This is a genomic window from Lutibacter sp. A64 (assembly GCF_022429565.1).
Classification (GTDB): Bacteria; Bacteroidota; Bacteroidia; order Flavobacteriales; family Flavobacteriaceae; genus Lutibacter.
In genome coordinates, this window is the sequence record NZ_CP092487.1 from 2,752,629 (window position 1) to 2,771,519 (window position 18,891).

Consider the following 18,891-nt stretch of genomic DNA (forward strand, 5'->3'; position numbering starts at 1 on the left):
ATGGCAGAAAACAGAAAACGCACCAAAATCGTAGCTACATTAGGTCCCGCCTGTGGAACTAAAGAAATAATAGAACGCATGATGGAATCAGGTGTAAATGTGTTCAGAATAAATTTTTCACATGCTGACTACTCAGATGTAGAAGAACGCGTTAAAATAATAAGAGAAATTAACGAAAAACGAGACTTTCATGTTGCCGTTTTAGCAGATTTACAAGGTCCAAAATTACGCGTAGGTGTTATGGCTGAAGGTGTAGAGCTTGAAGTAGGAGACACATTTACTTTTACTACTGAAAAATGTGAAGGTACCGACAAAAAAGCGTTTATGACCTATCAAAACTTTCCAAAAGATGTTAAAAAAGGTGAACACATTTTGGTAGATGATGGAAAATTATTATTTGAAGTAATTGACACTGACCGCGAATTAAATGTTACAACTAAAGTACTTAGAGGTGGTCCATTAAAATCTAAAAAAGGAGTTAACTTACCAAATACAAAAATTTCTTTACCAGCTCTTACAGATAAGGACAAGAAAGATGTAGTTTTTGCAATTGGTTTAGATGTTGACTGGATTGCATTATCTTTTGTTAGAACACCTGAAGACTTAATACAATTACAAGAAATTATTAATGAGAATTCAGATCATAATATTCCTATAATTGCAAAAATTGAAAAGCCTGAAGCTGTATCTAATATAGATAAGTTAACACCACACTGCGATGCCTTAATGGTTGCACGTGGAGATTTAGGTGTTGAGGTTCCAATGGAAAAAGTTCCATTAATTCAAAAACGTTTGGTTTTAAAAGCTAAAAAAGCGCACATTCCAGTTATAATTGCTACACAAATGATGGAAACTATGATTGATAATCAAGTTCCAACTAGAGCTGAAGTTAATGATGTAGCTAACTCAATTATGGATGGTGCAGATGCTGTTATGCTTTCTGGTGAAACATCTGTAGGTGCTTTTCCTTTAGAGGTAATTAAACAAATGCGTAAAATTATTGAAAGTGTAGAAAATTCTCCACTAATTTCAATGCCAGAAACATATGTACAATGTATTAACGAACGTTTTATTTCTAAAACTATTTGTCACCAAGCTGCTTTAATGGCAAACTCTATTAATGCTGAAGTTATTACAACATTAACAGATTCTGGATTTACCGCTTTCCATATTTCATCTTGGAGACCAAAATCTAACATTCTTGTATTCTCTTCTAACAGAAGAATTTTAGCTATGTTAAATTTACTTTGGGGTGTTAAAGGTGTTTATTATGATCGTTTTGTTAGCACAGATCAAACAATTGAAGATATTAATAATTTAGCTGCCGAAAGAGGTTATTTACACGAAGGTGACTATGCTATTAACATTACCTCTATGCCTGTAAAGAAAAGAGGTATGGCTAATACAATGCGTATTACTGAATATAAAAAAAATAGCTAAATTTAGTTACTTTTTAAAGTAGCATATAAAGCAAAAGAAGCTAACCAATGGGCTCCGGCATATTCTCCAGAGTCCATTTTTTCATAACTATACTCAAAGTGTTTATTAGCTAATTGAAGCATTTTATCATTCTTTAATTTATGTCCAATTTCATATAAGCACCAAGCTCTACTAAAGTTTAAACCATCTAAATGCGCTAATTTACCATCTGACCTGTCTGTAACTTCTGCAACTTCTAAATAACTTTCTGGTTGCGCTCTAAAGTTTGGTAAAAAGGCATCTAACCAAGTTATATATTCGCTTTTAGGAAGTACTTTTAGCATTAAAGCAGCTTCTTGTAAACAAGGTGATAAAAAATCAAATCCTCCAGGCTCCCAAGTAATTGGACAGTTAACATCATTTAAATAATATTCTTTAGATTTTGCTATAATAATGGCTTCTAATTGAGGCGCATATTTTTTGGCATAATCTAACGCAAAAGACATTCCAAAAGCAGTATTTGGGTGTTCTCCTACCCTAATTGGATATTTTAATTTTGGCAAAAACTCAATATATTTTTGTTCAATTAAATCTACTAATGGTTTTAAATTTTCATTTAATTGTATAGCTTCTGGAGTTTTCCAATCTTGCAAAGTTTCCGATACTTTTAAAAGCCAAGCCCATCCATACGTACGTTCAAAACTTTTATTATGAGTATCATCAAAATAAGCGACTTCTTTTAAAATATTCTCTTTTGTTATTGTGGAATTTAACTTTTTCCAAATAGCCTCTTTATGTTCAAAATTTGGTAATTTTTGCAAAATGTTTAACAACGTCCAATGTCCGTGAACAGAAGAATGCCAATCGAAACATCCATAAAAAGCTGGGTGTAACTCCGATGGTTCTTTTAAATAAGTTGCATCTCCTAAAACTTGACCTAATTTATTAGGATACTCTTGGTCGATACAATCAAAAGCAAAATGATATAAATAATTAGCACTTTTGGTATCTAAAACAGGTTTTGTATATACGGACTCTTGTTGTGTTTTAGTTTCAGGTTCTTTTTGTAATTTTTCTTTTAATGGTTCTTTACAACTAAACACAAAAATTGCTAAAAGTGTAATTATTAAAATTTTCTTCATTCTTAAAGTTTTATATTCGATTTTATTATTGTAGCATCATTTAATACAAATGGCATTGGCATCATAGTACTAGGCCTTGGCTCAATTTTAAAAAGCGGATTTGTTAGTAAATCGTATTTAGATTCAAAAATATCAAATTCTAATTGTTGATTTTCAGAAACAACCAATTCTAAATCTATAATTTCGTTTTCTGAAGTTCTATAATAACTTAAAACAGTACCAGGTTTAAGTTTAAGAACGTCTTTTGTTATAGCTTTTTTTAATGGAACTTCATTTACTTTAAATTGCATAAATTCCATTGAAAAGGCAGTTCTTAATTCTATTTTATTTGCATTTCTGTTAGAATAAATACTTAAACAAACTCTTCTATTTGAATTAATAATAGTATCTGAAACAATGGTAATTGTTGGTTGCTTTAACGGTACTATTTCTGTCTGCTTATGTAAGTTAATTTTTGTATTGTATTTACTAGCAGATGAATTTTCTTTATAACTTCCTTTTATAGGATTTTCACCTAAAAATTGTGTTGTAAAACTATCAATGTTGGTATTATAACTTCCCCAATAAGCTTCATTAATAGTAGTATCATAAACATATACAATGCTATTAGGTTGTTTGCGCTCTTCAGAATAACCTGAATTTACACTTGCGGAAATTAATGCCATAAAACCTATAAATAAAAATAAATAATATGCTTTTTTCTGGTTTTTATACTGTTGAAAAATTGGGATTAGCAATCCAAAAAGCAATACGGTAAAAACAGTACTTATCACCAACATTTTTAAACCTAAACCTACAGGGAACATTTTAATTAGAGGTGAAAAAATAACAAGTATTGGCAATACTGCAATTGAAAACAAGATTAAATTATTTTGCTGTTTACCAAATAATAAAATTGCCAATATTAATAATAGTATAAATACTGGAATTATAAAAAAGGCTGCGCCTGGCAAATAAAAAGCAATTCCAAAATTAATAAGAATCCAACTAAAAATTGGAGCAATTACTAGATCTTGTGCTGTTCTTTTTTTAAAAAAACCTTTATAAAACCAAAAGCATATTGCTATAGTTAAAGCTACAAAGGCAGCAATATAATAATAACCATTATAAGTAAATCCGTGTAAAATATTTGTGTAATTTGGATGTATTTTCAATAAAAACTTCCATCCATAAAAAGCACCTAAACTAGTAATTAATAAAGAGCCTATAAAAGGAATAAGCCCTTTTAAAACACCAATAATTGTAAGTTTTTTGTTTGAAAACCCAACTCCTAATAAAACTAAAAATAACAATGTACAAATTAACACCATTGGTAATACCCAAGAAAATGGATAAAATACCATTCCAAAATAAGGAAAATTGAAATACACAAAATCTTCTTCAGCTTTTAAATTTTCTAAGTCAGAATTTGAAAAATAATTTAATCCAGCCATTAAATACGAAGCTTGATGTTGTAAAGTATTTAAATCTAACCGATTAAATATATCTTGCGCAGTATGATAATCAAAAAAATCATCAATAAATGCAAAATTAAAACCATCAATATTTTTATTTTCTCTAAAAACGGTTAAATCCGTATCGTTTGGCAACATTTTATAAACGCTATACATTAAAGAATTTGCAACCGGATACGGTGTGTTTGCCTTTTTAAAAGCTTCAATTAAATTTTTATTTCCACCATTAGTTTCAACTAACATATAACTCGGTCCTCCACTACCACGAGCTTCAAAATTTAAAACAAGTCCAATATCTTTTGCCCACGGATGGTAATTAACAAATGCATTTGCACCTAACAGCCCTAATTCTTCAGCATCTGAAATACAAATAATTATATCGTTTTTAGGAACCTTATTTTGAGTTAAAAAAGCACGAACTCCTTCTAAAATAACAACAACACCACTTCCTGCATCACTTGCACCAAAAGAAGAATGTGGACTCGAATCGTAATGTGTAAGTAGCAACAATGCCTTACCGCTTTCAGAACCTTTAATTCTTGTTAAAATATTTTTTGTAGCTGTAGCTGTTCTTCTACTATTTATAGCTAATTGTTCTTGAATTTCTACTTTCAAACCAAGCTTCTCGAATTCCTCAACTATATAATTTCTAACAACTGCATGTTCTTTAGAACCCGTATAATGTGGTTTTTTCGAAATGTTTTTTAAATGAACGAGTGCTTTTTCTGTAGAAAATTCTGTATCTGTTACATTAGTTTCAGCACCTAAATTTGGAAATAAGGTGTAAAAACTAAAATAAATTCCGGCAATCAATATTAAAATTGAAACTGCATTACTATATTTTTTTAAAACCATTGCTAAAACTTAAATCATTTAAAAATAGTTGAATTATTTATTTTTATATCTTAAAAACAAAATAATTTACATTAAAATTACAATTTTTTAGCAATACTAGGCACATAATTTCACTATAAATAAAGTATATTTGAAGCTACTTATTGATGTGAAAAATTATGAATAGAAGAAAATTTTTTAAAAACGGATCATTATTTGCTATTGGGTCAACTTTATTAAATCCTTTTGATTTAAATGCTACAACGCTAGAACCCGACTTAATAGACAAAAACAAAAAAGCAAAAAATATAATTATACTTGTAAGTGATGGTATGAGTACCGGAACTTTAAATATGGCCGATTTATACCTTTCTAGAAAAACTGGAAAAGGAAGTAATTGGCTTCAATTATATAAAGACAATAAAGTAAATAGAGCTTTAATGGATATGGCTTCTGCAAGTTCTATTGTTACAGATTCTGCTGCTGCAAGTTCTTCTTGGGGAGGCGGTTTTAGAATAAATAATGGAAGTTTAAATGTTGGGCCTAATGGTGAAGAACATTTACCTATTTGGCAAAAATTTAAAAAAGCAGGAAAAATGGCTGGGTGCGTTACAACCGTACCAATTACACATGCTACACCAGCTGGTTTTTGTGTAAACAGTAAAAGCAGAAACGATCAAGAAGGTATTGCTAAAAAGTATTTAGCCCAAAAATTTGATGTTATGATGGGTGGTGGAAATAATTATTTTTCTGCCGAATCTAGAAAAGATAAAGTAGATATGTACCAAAAATTTAAATTAGGTGGATATCAAGTGGTTAAAACTAGAAATGAAATGTTAAATGCAACTAATAACCAACCAATTTTAGGTGTTTTCAATAATGATGGATTGCCATATACAGCTGATAGAAATAACAATAAAGAACTTGCTCAAAAAATTCCTACATTGGGTGAAATGACACAAAAAGCTATTGATGTTATGAAAAACAATAAAGAAGGCTTTGTGTTACAAGTAGAAGCAGGAAAAGTGGATTGGGCAGCTCATGGTAATGATATTGCCGGGTTAATATACGACCAAACAGCACATGATGAAGCCGTTAAAGTTGCAATAGATTTTGCAGAAAAAGATAAAAATACACTCGTTATAATTACTACAGATCACGGAAACGCAAATCCAGGAGTAATTTACGGTAAAAATGCTAATAAACAGTTTGACAGTATTCAAAACTATAAACATACCAATGATTGGATTTTAAACGGTTTTGGAAATGAAACTTCTATCTCTCAAATAAAAGAAAGAATTGAATATGCTAATAATTTTGAAGTGACAGATGATGAAGCTAAATTACTTTTAAGTTATTATACTTCTATTAAAGCTGAAAACGGCTTATATAATTATAAACATTTACCATTTAATGAATTAGCCAAAATTCAAAAAAAACACAACTCTGTTGGGTGGATAAGTATGCAACACTCTGCCGATTATGTGGAACTTGCAATGTATGGTCCTGGTAGTGAATTATTAAAACCTTATATTAAAAATACAGACCTACATTATTTAATGTTAGAAGCTGCAGAGGTAGAAAATAACTTTTAACTAATTTCAAAATACTTTTTTTTGCACATCTCATTCTTAAATTAGCTTAAGAATGAGATGTTTTTGTATACAGTTTTAGCTTATTGAAAGACTTTTATACTACTCCTAAAAAATAACAACTGTACTGTTTTAACGTATTTTTTATATACAAACCTATAAAAATCAATTAAATTGAACAGTAAATCGCGAAAACCGAAACAACTTTTCATTTTTCTAATAAACAATCCTTATTTTTGCACTTTCTTAAAACAATTTTGATGAGCAATTCAAAAAGATATACAATTACAGCCGCATTACCATATACTAATGGTCCAGTTCATATTGGACATTTAGCAGGAGTATATGTACCCGCTGATATTTATGCGCGTTATTTACGTAATACAGCAAACGATGTTTTATTCGTTTGTGGATCAGATGAACACGGTGTTCCAATTACATTAAAGGCAAAAAAAGAAGGTGTTACACCACAAGATATTGTAGATAAATACAATGCAATAATTAAAACTTCTTTTAAAGATTTTGGTATTTCTTTTGATAATTATTCTAGAACCTCAGCAAAAGTTCACCACGAAACAGCTTCAGAATTTTTTAAAAAATTATATACTGAAGGTAAATTTATTGAAGAAGCTAGCGAACAGTTATACGACGAAGAAGCTAAGCAATTTTTAGCTGATAGATTTGTTGTTGGAACCTGTCCTAAATGTGGAAATGAAGAAAGTTATGGAGATCAATGCGAAAATTGTGGTACAAGTCATAACGCTACAGATTTAATAAATCCAAAATCTGCAATTACAGGAAATACACCAACTACAAAATTAACAAAACACTGGTATTTACCATTAGATAAATACGAGCAATGGTTACGCGAATGGATTGTTGAAGGACATAAAAATGACTGGAAAACAAATGTATTAGGCCAAGTAAAATCGTGGTTAGATGATGGTTTAAAACCTAGAGCTGTAACCCGCGATTTAGATTGGGGAATTCCAGTTCCTGTTGAAGGTGGAGAAGGAAAAGTATTGTACGTATGGTTTGATGCGCCAATTGGTTATATTTCTTCAACCAAAGAATGGGCAGCACGTGAAGGAAAAAATTGGGAACCTTACTGGAAAGATAAAGACACAAAATTAATTCACTTTATTGGAAAAGATAATATTGTATTTCACTGTATTATTTTCCCAACAATGTTAAAAGCTGAAGGAAGTTATATTTTACCTGAAAATGTACCAGCAAACGAATTTTTAAATTTAGAAGGCGATAAAATTTCAACTTCAAAAAATTGGGCTGTTTGGTTACACGAATATTTAGAAGATTTTCCAAATCAGCAAGATGTTTTGCGTTATACATTAACGGCAAATGCTCCTGAAACAAAAGATAACGATTTTACTTGGAAAGATTTTCAAGCACGTAATAATAACGAATTAGTAGCCATTTTTGGAAATTTTATAAACCGTGTAGTTGTGTTAACTAACAAATATTACGAAGGCGTTGTTCCAGAACCTAACGAATTTACAGATGTAGATAATGAAACGCTAGAAAAATTACAAAAATACCCATCTATAATAGCAAGCTCTATTGAGCGTTACCGCTTTAGAGAAGCATCTCAAGAGTTAATGAATTTAGCGCGTTTAGGTAATAAGTATTTAGCTGATGAAGAACCATGGAAACTAATTAAAACAGATCCAGAACGCGTAAAAACTGTTATGTATGTTGCGCTTCAAATTGCCACAGGATTGTCTGTTGTTTCCGAACCTTTTTTACCATTTTCTGCTGAAAAACTAAGACAAATTTTAAATATTTCTAATGAATTAAAATGGAGTGATGTTGAAGAACACACTGAATTAATTGCAGCAAATCATACCATTGGAAAAGCTGAATTATTATTCGCTAAAATTGAAGATGCAGCTATACAAATTCAACTAGAAAAATTAGAAGCAACAAAATTAGCTAATGAGGCTGAAAACAAAATTGTAGAACCACAAAAAGAAACTATCGAATTTGATGATTTTACAAAGCTAGATATGCGTGTAGGAACAATTATTGAAGCCATAAAAGTACCAAAAACTAAAAAATTATTACAACTTAAGGTCGATGTTGGTATTGATACAAGAACTATTGTTTCTGGTATTGCAGAAAGTTTTAAACCAGAAGATATTATTGGACAAAAAGTAACTGTTTTAGTCAATTTAGCACCAAGAAAACTACGCGGTGTTGAAAGCCAAGGTATGATTTTAATGACAGATACACCAGATGGAAAACTTGCTTTTATTGAACCAGAAAACGATTCAGTAAAAAACGGAGAGCAAGTAAGCTAGTATTGATGTTACATGATGCTAAACTTGTTTCAGCATCTTAATCATATATGTATAAATTATAATGTCACCCTGAATTTTTAGACTCATAAATTCAGGGCGACGTTTATACTTCTTTAATTATAATTTCAAAATGCAAATTCTAAACTTTATACAATCAAAAACAAATCTTCCAACAAAAGGTATTGAAAACACCATACAATTATTAAATGAAGATTGTACCGTTCCTTTTATTGCTCGTTATAGAAAAGAATTAACAGGAAATTTAGATGAAGTTGAAATTGGAGAAATTGTAAAGTTTAAAACACAGTTTGAAGAATTAAAGAAACGAAAAGTAGCCATTTTAAAAGCTTTAGAAGAACAAGATGTTTTAACTACAGAATTAAAGGAAAAAATTGAGGCTACAACCAGTTTAACTGTTTTAGAGGATATTTACCTACCTTTTAAGAAAAAACGCAAGACAAAGGCTGAAACTGCGCGAAAAAACGGTTTAGAACCCTTAGCTAAAATGATAATGAGTCAGCGTGTAAACGATTTGGAATATACAGCTTCAAAATATATAAATAATGAAGTTGATACTCTTGAAAAAGCATTAGAAGGAGCACGTTTTATAATTGCTGAATGGATTAATGAACGCACTGATATAAGAAATAACATTCGTTATCAATTAGAACGTTTTGCAACCATTAATACTAAAGTTGTAAAAAAGGAAGAAGGAAATGAAAAAGCACAAAAATTTAGAGATTATTTCGACTGGTCTGAAAGCTTAAATAGAATTCCTTCACATAGATTATTAGCTATTTTACGAGCCGAAAAAGAAGGATTTATTCGTGTAAAAATTGTAATAGATAACGAGCGTACATTAGCTAAAATGGAAGATAGAATTATTCGCTCAAATAACGAATGTTCTACACAAATTAGTTTAGCTATAGCAGATTCTTATAAACGATTATTGTTTCCATCATTAGCAAACGAGGCATTAAGTATTGCTAAAGAAAAAGCAGATAATAATGCCATAGAAGTATTTGCTAAAAATTTAAAACAACTATTATTAGGTGCTCCCTTAGGTGAAAAAACCATATTAGCCATAGATCCTGGTTTTAGAACTGGTTGTAAAGTAGTGTGTTTAAATGAACAAGGAGGACTAGAATATAACGAAACTATTTACCCGCACGCTCCAAAAAACGATACTATTGGAGCTATGAAAAAAATAAATTCATTAGTTGATGCTTATAAAATTGAAGCCATAGCTATTGGAAATGGAACTGCCTCGCGTGAAACCGAGCATTTCATACGTAAAATGCGATTTAATAAGGATGTTGAAGTTTACGTTGTAAGTGAAGCTGGCGCAAGTATTTATTCCGCTTCAAAAATTGCGAGAGACGAATTTCCAAATTACGATGTTACTGTACGTGGTTCTGTGTCAATAGGTAGAAGATTAGCCGATCCACTTGCAGAATTAGTTAAAATTGATGCTAAATCAATTGGTGTTGGACAATATCAACACGATGTTGATCAAACTAAATTAAAAACTTCGTTAGATACTGTTGTAGAAAGCTGTGTAAATTCAGTGGGTGTAAATATTAATACTGCTAGTGTTTCTTTATTAAGTTATGTTTCTGGAATTGGTCCAAAATTGGCTGAAAATATTGTAAATTATAGAGATGAAAATGGAGCTTTTACATCTAGAGCAGATATAAAAAAAGTACCTCGTTTAGGAAATAAAGCTTTTGAACAAGGCGCAGGTTTTTTACGTATTAAAAATGCAACAAATCCTTTAGACGATTCTGCAGTACATCCAGAAAGTTATACTATAATTACAAAAATGGCTAAGGATGCAAAATGTACGGTTTCCGATTTAATTGGAAATAAGGCCATTCTTCAAAAAATAGATTTAGAAAAATATTGTACCTCTACAATTGGAGTTCCAACATTAAAAGACATTATTTCAGAATTAGAAAAACCAGGATTGGATCCACGTTCAAAAGCCAAAGTATTCACTTTTAATCAAAACATACGCACTATTACTGATTTACATGAAGGTCAATTATTACCCGGAATAGTTAATAACATTACAAATTTTGGGTGCTTTGTAGATATTGGAATTAAAGAAAGTGGCTTGGTACACGTTTCTAATTTAGCCGATAAATTTGTAAGTGATGTTAATGCTATTGTTACTTTAAATCAACAGATAATTGTAAAAGTTTTAGAAGTTGATGTTGCTAGAAAGCGTATTCAGCTTGCTTTAGTAAAATAAATTTAATATTAAATAGTTAAGTTAACCGAAATAGAAATATTACGACCTGGAGCACTAATAGAAGAAGCAAACTCTTTATAATGCACGTCAAAAATATTATCTAAATTCACAAAAAAGGTAAGCTTATTATTTAGTTTATAATTTGAATTTATTCCAAAAGTACTCCACTCTGGTGTACCGTAATAACTGTCGGTTAAAACATTGTATGGCGTTTGTTCAACATTATCTATTCCTTCAATTAAATTATAATCTTTTAATCTTTTTTTAGCATTAAATCTCCAATTTAAATTTGCCTGAAAACGGTCTTTTTCAAATCCGAATTCTAAATTACCAAACATAGGTGGTATAGAAGATAAAGGCTCATCTGTATCGTATGTTTCACCTTTTGTATAAGTTAAAGAACCTTTTGTATACCAAGTATCATCTATATTTCCTTTAAAGCTAAAAGTACCTCCTACAATATAAGCATTATCTTTATTTAGATTTGCCACAACTGTACCTTCTTCCCCATCATACATAATAGTTGAAGCGTTGTTAACTTCAAAATAATCTCTTGTTATATAATTATCTAAAAGGGTATAATAAATATTTAAACCTGTATGAAATTTTTTATCATTAAAATATTTTAAAACACTTGTTTCAAAACTATAAGCATATTCTGGTTTTAGAGCTGCATTTGGCACTGTAACATTTCCAGATTTTTCTCTTATTTTACCAACATCGTCAATATTTGGAGATCTAAACCCTGATGAAATTACACTATTTAATTGCCATTCTTCTGAAGGTTTATGAGCAAAGCCTATTGTTGCAGTAACTGCAGAGTTATTTAACGAAATATCAAAATCAGGTAATTGAATAAAGGTATCATCTATCCAAGTAGCTTTTAAATGCGTATTAACAAATCTTAATCCGGTATTTAGTGTCGTTTTTTTATTAATATTCTGTCTGTAGTTAATATATGAAGCTAAACTTGTGTAACTGCTCCCTCCATCAGGATAGCGAGATTGTACGGTAAAATCATCAGCAAAACCAATAATAGTATTGTTATTAACCTCTAAGGTTTTTCCAAAGGCATTAGAATTTACTTTGTTATAAGTAGTTTCAAATCCGTAAGATAAAATTCTATCATTTCCTTTAGTTAATGGTACAAAAAAGTCTCCATTTAAACTAAATACGTCTACATTTTCTTTTCTATAAGAACGTTCTAAACTTGTAAATTTTCGTTGAACTCTAGATTCTTTAATATTTTGAAAAGCTGCAGTAATAGTTCCATTTTCAATCCATTTTTTTTCAGGATTTATTTTTAATTGTGAAGAAACTAATAAACGTTTTTGTGGCCCGTAATACCATTCTGCAAATTTTAACGCTCCATCCGAATATTCTGTTAATTTATCAAATCTATTAATATTTGAAGATTCTGAATATTGAAAATTAAACGTTACATCTGTTTTTTCTGAAATAGGAATTGCTACTTTTTGCAACAAATCTAACTGATTAAAGCTTGTATTTTTTAGAATTAAATTATCTGAATTTACAATAGGAATCTCGCTATAATAACTATTTGTATTGTTAGAGTACTCATTTACTTTCCCCCAATCATCAAATCCGTGATTTCTATTTTTCCCCATTTTTAAATCTCCAAAATCACTATAAGAAACACTGGTAAAAGAAGCCCATTTTTTATTTCTAATTTCAACATTTCCTTGTGTTGTAAATTCATTATTTATAGAGCTAAAACGAGAATATAAGTCAGCATTTATTTGTTTTTCTTCACTTATTTTAGGTGTTTTTGTATAGTAATGAATTACACCTCCCAAAGCGTCTGAACCATACACTACAGATGATGGTCCAAAAACCACCTCTGTTCTATCAATTATATTTGGAGACACGGTAATTGAGTTTTGTAAATGTCCCATTCTATAGATAGCATTGTTCATTCTAACGCCATCAACAACTAACAGCACTCTATTTGCTTCCATACCCCTCAACACAGGACTTCCTCCTCCAAATTGAGATTTTTGTACGCGAACACCAGGTAAATTAGCCAATAAATCTGCCGAGGTTTGCGGTGCCAATCTTTTAATTTCTTCTTTTGAGGTTATTGCTACTTGCTCGGCAATTCTGCTTCTTTTTTCTTCTCCTTTTGAAGCTGATAAAACTATTTCATCTAACATTTCAGCTTTTTTAGATAAAGAAACAATAAACTCAACTTTACTAAGTTCGCGTTTTAGAATTTCATATTCAATATAAGAAATGTGTTTAAAAAATAGAATATCAGAGCTTTTAAATGAGGATAAATCTGCAATACCATTTTTATTGGTTGTTACAAAATCATTATTACGATCGTTATAAATTGTTACATTTTCTATTGGAAAGTTCGAGCCTCTTTCAATAATTTTCACCTGCTGAGCTGTGGTTTTTACAGCTCCTAAAATAATTAAAATTATAGTTATAACTCTCATAATTAACTAAATACTGATTTTAAGACATTTAAAGACTTAGGTTTTCTAAAACCACTTACATGTAATTCGAAATACTGTATTAAAATTGACAATACATCATACCTATTAGAAGCACTAAAATTTACTGTATGCAATACATCAAAATTTATGCCTAACAACTTTTTAAATTGAGTAATTTTTTCTCCAGAAACTGTGTTTACACTAGTTGAATTGGTAAAATTGCCTTCTAATAAATTAAAATAGGGGAAATCGGCATTTTTTGTTACTGGGTAAAAGCCTAAATGCTTGGTTAAATTTAATAAAAAAAGCAAATGAAAATTTGAAACTGTTTCGTGCGTATCTAACCATAATAAAGAAGCTTCTAAATATCTAAAAAGCAATGAGTTCTCTTCTTCTTCTTTTATAACATAATACAAAATTTCGGACAAAAATAAAGCGATAGATTGTTTTTTTATATCTGTATAAATAGAATTATAAAAATTTATAACCTCCACTTCTTTTATAGAATTTAAGGTTCCTTTTGTATTATGGTTTGCTGTTAAATTTAGCTGCATAAGTGGTTGAAAATAGGCTGCTTTAACTTTTGCTTTTTTAGCTTTTAAAACCCCTCTTAACATATATGTTTTTAAACCACTTTTTTCGGTATAGCAGGTTACAATTAAGCTAGTGTCACCATATTTAATTGTATTAATAACAATTGCTTTAGTAGTTTCAATCATTTTTAATTAATAATTGCAATTTTTGTTATAGCTGTTTCTTGTGTATCATTATCAATTAGCAAAACTATGTAAATTCCCGAAGCAACCTTTGTACCTGCTAAATTTGTTTTATCCCACAAAACAGTTCCTCCATTTAATTCTTGACTTTCAATTAAATTAGTTTCATATACTAAATTACCTGCAGTATCTAAAATTTTTATATTTGTTCCTTCAGGTAAATGTGTTCCATTTCTACCATCAATAGTTATATATTCGTTGTTTTTTGTTGAAGGATTTGGATATGCATAAACTTCTGGTAATGAGTCTCCATACTCAGAAACTTTACTATTATATGCAACAATACCTTTTGAAGTGGCAAAATAAACTTTACCAGATGTTTTATCAATTTCAATAGTTGAAATTGTATTTGAAGGTAATGGAGAATTACTTGTATTAAAATTATGAATTGTAGTAGTACCGTCTGGGTTTGTTTTTAATACACCTCCACTATTTGTTCCAAACCATTTGTTATTTGCACCATCAACTGCTATTGAGTTTACCGCTTGATCTCCCAACAATTTTTTTGCAATACCATCATCATCTAAAATAATTACGGGTTCTGTTTCAACTATAGACTCTGTAAAAACTGTTGCCGGATTATATAATACAACCAATCCCTTTTGTGTTCCAATCCATATTCTATTATTATCATCAACTTCTATAGCTCGTACATTTGGGTCGGGTAAAGCACCGTTAGAAATTTCGGTTGTTAAAGCTCTTTTTTGATTTCCATTTTCGTTAAAAATTAAGGCTCCGTTTCTCCTTGTTCCAATCCAAATATTAGATGTTTTATCTATAACAAGCTCATTAAGTCCCAAAGCACCGCTAGTCATTACAGAAGTCATATCAAAACCTGTCCAATTCCCTTCTGTATCAAATTTTTTAATTTTATTATCAACCCATCCATTAGCAATCCACAAGTTTCCATCAGTATCAAAAGCAGATCCATTTATTCTAGTACGCCATTCTAAACCACTGTTTAAATATGTCCAATGGGTTATAACTTCATTATTTTCAACAATTATCATTCCGCCACCCCAAGAACTTATATATACTTTTTCAATATTGTTTGGATCAAAAGTAACACGTACCAAATCACTAACACCAATATTGCTATAAGGTATGCTAAACCAATTTTCTCCATTAAAATGATCTACTCCATAACGTCCATTTCTAGGTGCATAAGCAGTATCATGCCAACCGTAAACAACCCATAAATGACCTTCTTTTATTGAAATTGAAAAGGGTAAGTTAGAGATAGGACCATCTGGGTGAATTTCTTCAAAGTTTGGAATATTTTCAGAGGTACTTTTTAAAATACCAAATTCTTTTGTTCCTAAATAAAGTATATTATCTTCAAAATAAGCAGCGTTTAAATTGTAATAAAATGGTTGATTTGTATTGCTTACATAATTTAGTTTTTCTGTATCATTTACATCTATAACATAAACATACCTTTGAGTTGCTAATGCTAAATATTCTTCTGAAGCCTTTAAAGCAGCAATAGTTTGTGGATAATTTTTTTGAAGTTGTAAATTATTATCTACAATCTTATATAAACTTCTATTGTTTGAAACATATACTTGATTATTAAATATTTCAATTGTAGAAAAATTACCCGAAAAATAATGTGTCCAGTTATTAAAATCTATTAGGTTTGGATTGTCTATAGCAGCTGTATAAATTCCGTTTTCAGTTGCTGCATAAATAGTATTATTAGCTATTTTAATTTGATTTATAATTAATTCTGATGACTGATCTCCAATAAAAAAAGTATCACCAAACTGTAATTTATCTATATTGTAAACAATAATAGCAAAAGAAGTTGAAAGGTATAGTTTACCGTTATATTCTGTAATATTATTTATTTGTTTGTTTCCAGAATAATTAAAATTTACTATATCTTTTAAAATAGTAATATTGCCATCTTCATCAATAATTTCAATTAAACCTGTTTCGTAACCGATAATTAATTTATTATAAGTATTGCTGTAATATAAACTAGAGGTTGTTTCTCCTGAAAGTCCATTTACCGAAGAAATTTTAGTTAGTTCTCCAGAAACAATATCATATCTAAAAATTGCATTATCTACAATTGCGTGTATTTGATTTTCTGTTTTTATAAAATCTTTTACATTATTATAAGAATAGAAATCTTCCCAATTATTTGAAAAATCTACTTGAGACCAAACTGCTGTGGTTATTAGGTAAAAAAACAGTATTTGAATTTTTTTTTTCATAATTATTTCAAATATATCTATTAAAACTTAAAAGAAAAGCTATTTTATATAATAAATTTAAAACAAAAAAAACCTTGAACATTATAATATATTATAATGTTCAAGGAATAAATAAATCAACCCCAAAGACTTATTTAATGTTTTAATGTAAAATGTCAAAACCCCTCTTGACATAAATACACTTCAAATATACATCAGAAATTACATTCATTAATAAATTGTTAATAAAAAACCATAAAAAAACTGTAAACGGTTTGTTTTAAAACATAAATGGTAATTTACGCTTACTAAAAATTAGAAAAAAGACTGTTTAAAACCAGGTTTTGGCTAAATTAAAGGGAATTTTATTGACACCTGTGTGCCTGTTTTAGTATTTGATGAAATGTCTTTTGTTAAAATACGTACATCTTTATTTTGATGTAACATTCTAATTCTATTCTCTGTTGCTTCTGCTCCAAAAAATTTACGTTTTTGACTCATATGAGATAATTCTTTAGCTTTGTTAATACCAATACCATTATCTTCTACAATACAAACCACATTTCCATCTTCTTCTTTTATTGTTAATTCTATTTTTTTTTCACCTTCTAACTTCATAATACCGTGCCAAATAGCATTTTCAATAAAAGGTTGTAAAAACAATGTAGGCACTTTAATATTTTGTAGACTTAGTTTATCATCAACATTAACAATATAATTAAAGCCTCCGTTTACTCTCATTTTTTCTAACTTAACATATAAGGCTAAAATTTCTAATTCTTCAGAAAGTGTAGAAGTTGGACTAGATGAACTATTTAAAATTACACGAATTAATTTTGAAAATTTAGTTATATAATCCGAAGCTTTTTCTACTTCGCTTTTTATTACAAAGTTATTTATAGAGTTTAAAGAGTTAAATACAAAATGTGGATTCATTTGACTTTGTAGTGCAGCCATTTTTAATTCCTCCATTTCTTTTAATTTAATAGCTAACCGTACCTCTGCATTTTTACTTTTATCTTCAATTTTCTTTATTATTGAACCAATAATCACTGAAAAAATTATAGCTTGTAATATTAAGCCTATGTAAATAAATAACTTAGATTCTACACCTATTCTATGAAATGGCTCAGCACCAATAAAAAGTTCTATATAAGTAATATTTGCAAATACAATATGTATTGAAGTTGCTATTACAAAATACATTGCTGAATCGCTTTTTATTTTAGTAATGATAATATAAAATGCAAATAATCCAAATATTGATAAAAAAGGTGCGACAAGTGTAAATGCTTTAATTTGAAACTGATATCCAAATAAATATTGAATACACAAAAATGTTAAGCCTAATACAACAAGTACCCGAGCTGATAATACATAAAATTTATCCCATTTTAATAATTGAGATCTAGAGTCTAATAATTCTCTAGCAAATAAGACATAAGCAGCATATGCAAAAATTTGTATTGGAAAATTTAAATATTCTACAAGAGTTACATGCTCTGTAGCAATAATATCTTTTATTAAATAAATACTAAACCCTAAAAGGTATAAGCTATAATATAGGTATAATTTAGATCTATTTTGAAAAAAAATTAAGATATGGTATATAAACAAGATAAAAAGCCCCCCCCTTATCCATGCGTATATTTCAGAATGATAATCTAATAACATTCTCTAATCCAAATAAAGTTTCTTAAATAACTCTGCTTTTCTATTTCTACTAATACTTGCAGTTAAACCATTAGTCATAATCAACTCACCTCCTAAACCTTTCAAATACTCTTTAACATGGTTTAAGTTTATTAAATAAGAATTATGTACTCTAAAAAAGTTTGAAAATAAAAACTTCTTCTCAACTTCCTTAAGAGTTTTAGAAACTACAATTTGTTGTTCAGATTTTAAGTAAATGGTAGTATAACTTTTATCAGATTTCAACATTACAACATCATCTTTATCTAATAAATACACTTTTCCATCAGCAGAAATATTTATTTTATCATTACTATCATTTAAATTACTTAATAAAACCTGAAGTTTATTCTCTAATAAATCTCCTTTTTTAATAGTATTAATTTTCTCCATTGAGACAATTAATTCATCTTTATCAACGGGTTTTAATAAATAGTCAATTGCAGAAACCTTTATTGCTTTTAAAGCAAACTCATCATGAGCAGTAGTGAAAATAAGATTAAAATCTCTATTTTCTAACTTCTCAATCATAGTGAAACCATCCATTTCTGGCATTTGAATATCTAAAAATACTACATCTGGCTTTTCTTCATTTATAATATCTATAGCTTTAATAGGTGAATTACATTTAGTAACTTCAACATTTTCTATATAATTATTCAATTTCCACTCTAATGCTTCTAAAGCATCGTTTTCATCATCAACTAATAAAATTTGTAACATTGCTGTGGGTGATGTTGGGTTAAT

At 29.2% G+C, this 18,891-nt stretch carries 11 protein-coding genes; 4 read left to right on the forward strand and 7 right to left on the reverse strand.

What is annotated here, in order from left to right; genetic code table 11:
- Positions 1–1,440, forward strand: a complete 1,440-nt coding sequence (gene pyk / locus MKD41_RS11195; protein ID WP_240242378.1) for a pyruvate kinase — start codon at positions 1–3, stop codon at positions 1,438–1,440.
- A 2-nt stretch (positions 1,441–1,442) separates the two neighbouring features.
- Here the strand turns inward: pyk and MKD41_RS11200 are convergent, their stop codons facing one another.
- The gene (locus MKD41_RS11200) at positions 1,443–2,561 is read right to left on the reverse strand and encodes a DUF2891 domain-containing protein (RefSeq protein ID WP_240242379.1); all 1,119 of its coding nucleotides are present in this window, start codon (positions 2,559–2,561) and stop codon (positions 1,443–1,445) included.
- 2 nt (positions 2,562–2,563) lie between these two features.
- Positions 2,564–4,870, reverse strand: a complete 2,307-nt coding sequence (locus tag MKD41_RS11205; protein ID WP_240242380.1) for a M28 family peptidase — start codon at positions 4,868–4,870, stop codon at positions 2,564–2,566.
- Between the two features lie 158 nt (positions 4,871–5,028).
- On the opposite strand from MKD41_RS11205, the gene MKD41_RS11210 reads away from it, so the two are divergent.
- The 3 genes from MKD41_RS11210 (at position 5,029) to MKD41_RS11220 (ending at position 11,013) form a co-directional block, all read left to right on the forward strand.
- A complete protein-coding gene (locus tag MKD41_RS11210; RefSeq protein ID WP_240242381.1) occupies positions 5,029–6,444 on the forward strand; it encodes an alkaline phosphatase in 1,416 nt (471 codons plus the stop codon).
- 257 nt (positions 6,445–6,701) lie between these two features.
- Positions 6,702–8,759 carry a methionine--tRNA ligase gene (gene metG / locus MKD41_RS11215; RefSeq protein ID WP_240242382.1) on the forward strand — a complete coding sequence of 686 codons (2,058 nt, stop codon included), beginning with the start codon at positions 6,702–6,704 and terminating at the stop codon, positions 8,757–8,759.
- 130 nt (positions 8,760–8,889) lie between these two features.
- Positions 8,890–11,013: a Tex family protein gene (locus MKD41_RS11220; protein WP_240242383.1), complete on the forward strand. Its 2,124-nt coding sequence runs from the start codon at positions 8,890–8,892 to the stop codon at positions 11,011–11,013.
- Positions 11,014–11,021: 8 nt separating this feature from the next.
- Here the strand turns inward: MKD41_RS11220 and MKD41_RS11225 are convergent, their stop codons facing one another.
- The 5 genes from MKD41_RS11225 to MKD41_RS11245 form a co-directional block, all read right to left on the reverse strand.
- Entirely contained in the window at positions 11,022–13,475 is a 2,454-nt protein-coding gene (locus tag MKD41_RS11225; protein ID WP_240242384.1) for a TonB-dependent receptor plug domain-containing protein, read from the reverse strand.
- 2 nt (positions 13,476–13,477) lie between these two features.
- Entirely contained in the window at positions 13,478–14,194 is a 717-nt protein-coding gene (gene recO, locus MKD41_RS11230) for a DNA repair protein RecO (protein ID WP_240242385.1), read from the reverse strand.
- Between the two features lie 2 nt (positions 14,195–14,196).
- Positions 14,197–16,473: a type IX secretion system anionic LPS delivery protein PorZ gene (gene porZ, locus MKD41_RS11235; protein WP_240242386.1), complete on the reverse strand. Its 2,277-nt coding sequence runs from the start codon at positions 16,471–16,473 to the stop codon at positions 14,197–14,199.
- A 327-nt stretch (positions 16,474–16,800) separates the two neighbouring features.
- A complete protein-coding gene (locus MKD41_RS11240) occupies positions 16,801–18,126 on the reverse strand; it encodes a sensor histidine kinase (RefSeq protein WP_240242387.1) in 1,326 nt (441 codons plus the stop codon).
- 3 nt (positions 18,127–18,129) lie between these two features.
- The gene (locus tag MKD41_RS11245) at positions 18,130–18,867 is read right to left on the reverse strand and encodes a LytR/AlgR family response regulator transcription factor (RefSeq protein WP_240242388.1); all 738 of its coding nucleotides are present in this window, start codon (positions 18,865–18,867) and stop codon (positions 18,130–18,132) included.
- Positions 18,868–18,891 lie beyond the last annotated feature (24 nt).

Bases quoted from the DNA above. Each gene is read 5' to 3' on its own strand.
- MKD41_RS11240 (WP_240242387.1), bottom strand. From the start codon at position 18,126: ATGTTATTAGATTATCATTCTGAAATATACGCATGGATAAGGGGGGGG.
- MKD41_RS11225 (WP_240242384.1), bottom strand. From the start codon at position 13,475: ATGAGAGTTATAACTATAATTTTAATTATTTTAGGAGCTGTAAAAACC.
- MKD41_RS11220 (WP_240242383.1), top strand. From the start codon at position 8,890: ATGCAAATTCTAAACTTTATACAATCAAAAACAAATCTTCCAACAAAA.
- MKD41_RS11210 (WP_240242381.1), top strand. From the start codon at position 5,029: ATGAATAGAAGAAAATTTTTTAAAAACGGATCATTATTTGCTATTGGG.
- MKD41_RS11245 (WP_240242388.1), bottom strand. From the start codon at position 18,867: ATGTTACAAATTTTATTAGTTGATGATGAAAACGATGCTTTAGAAGCA.
- MKD41_RS11205 (WP_240242380.1), bottom strand. From the start codon at position 4,870: ATGGTTTTAAAAAAATATAGTAATGCAGTTTCAATTTTAATATTGATT.
- pyk (WP_240242378.1), top strand. From the start codon at position 1: ATGGCAGAAAACAGAAAACGCACCAAAATCGTAGCTACATTAGGTCCC.
- porZ (WP_240242386.1), bottom strand. From the start codon at position 16,473: ATGAAAAAAAAAATTCAAATACTGTTTTTTTACCTAATAACCACAGCA.
- metG (WP_240242382.1), top strand. From the start codon at position 6,702: ATGAGCAATTCAAAAAGATATACAATTACAGCCGCATTACCATATACT.
- recO (WP_240242385.1), bottom strand. From the start codon at position 14,194: ATGATTGAAACTACTAAAGCAATTGTTATTAATACAATTAAATATGGT.
- MKD41_RS11200 (WP_240242379.1), bottom strand. From the start codon at position 2,561: ATGAAGAAAATTTTAATAATTACACTTTTAGCAATTTTTGTGTTTAGT.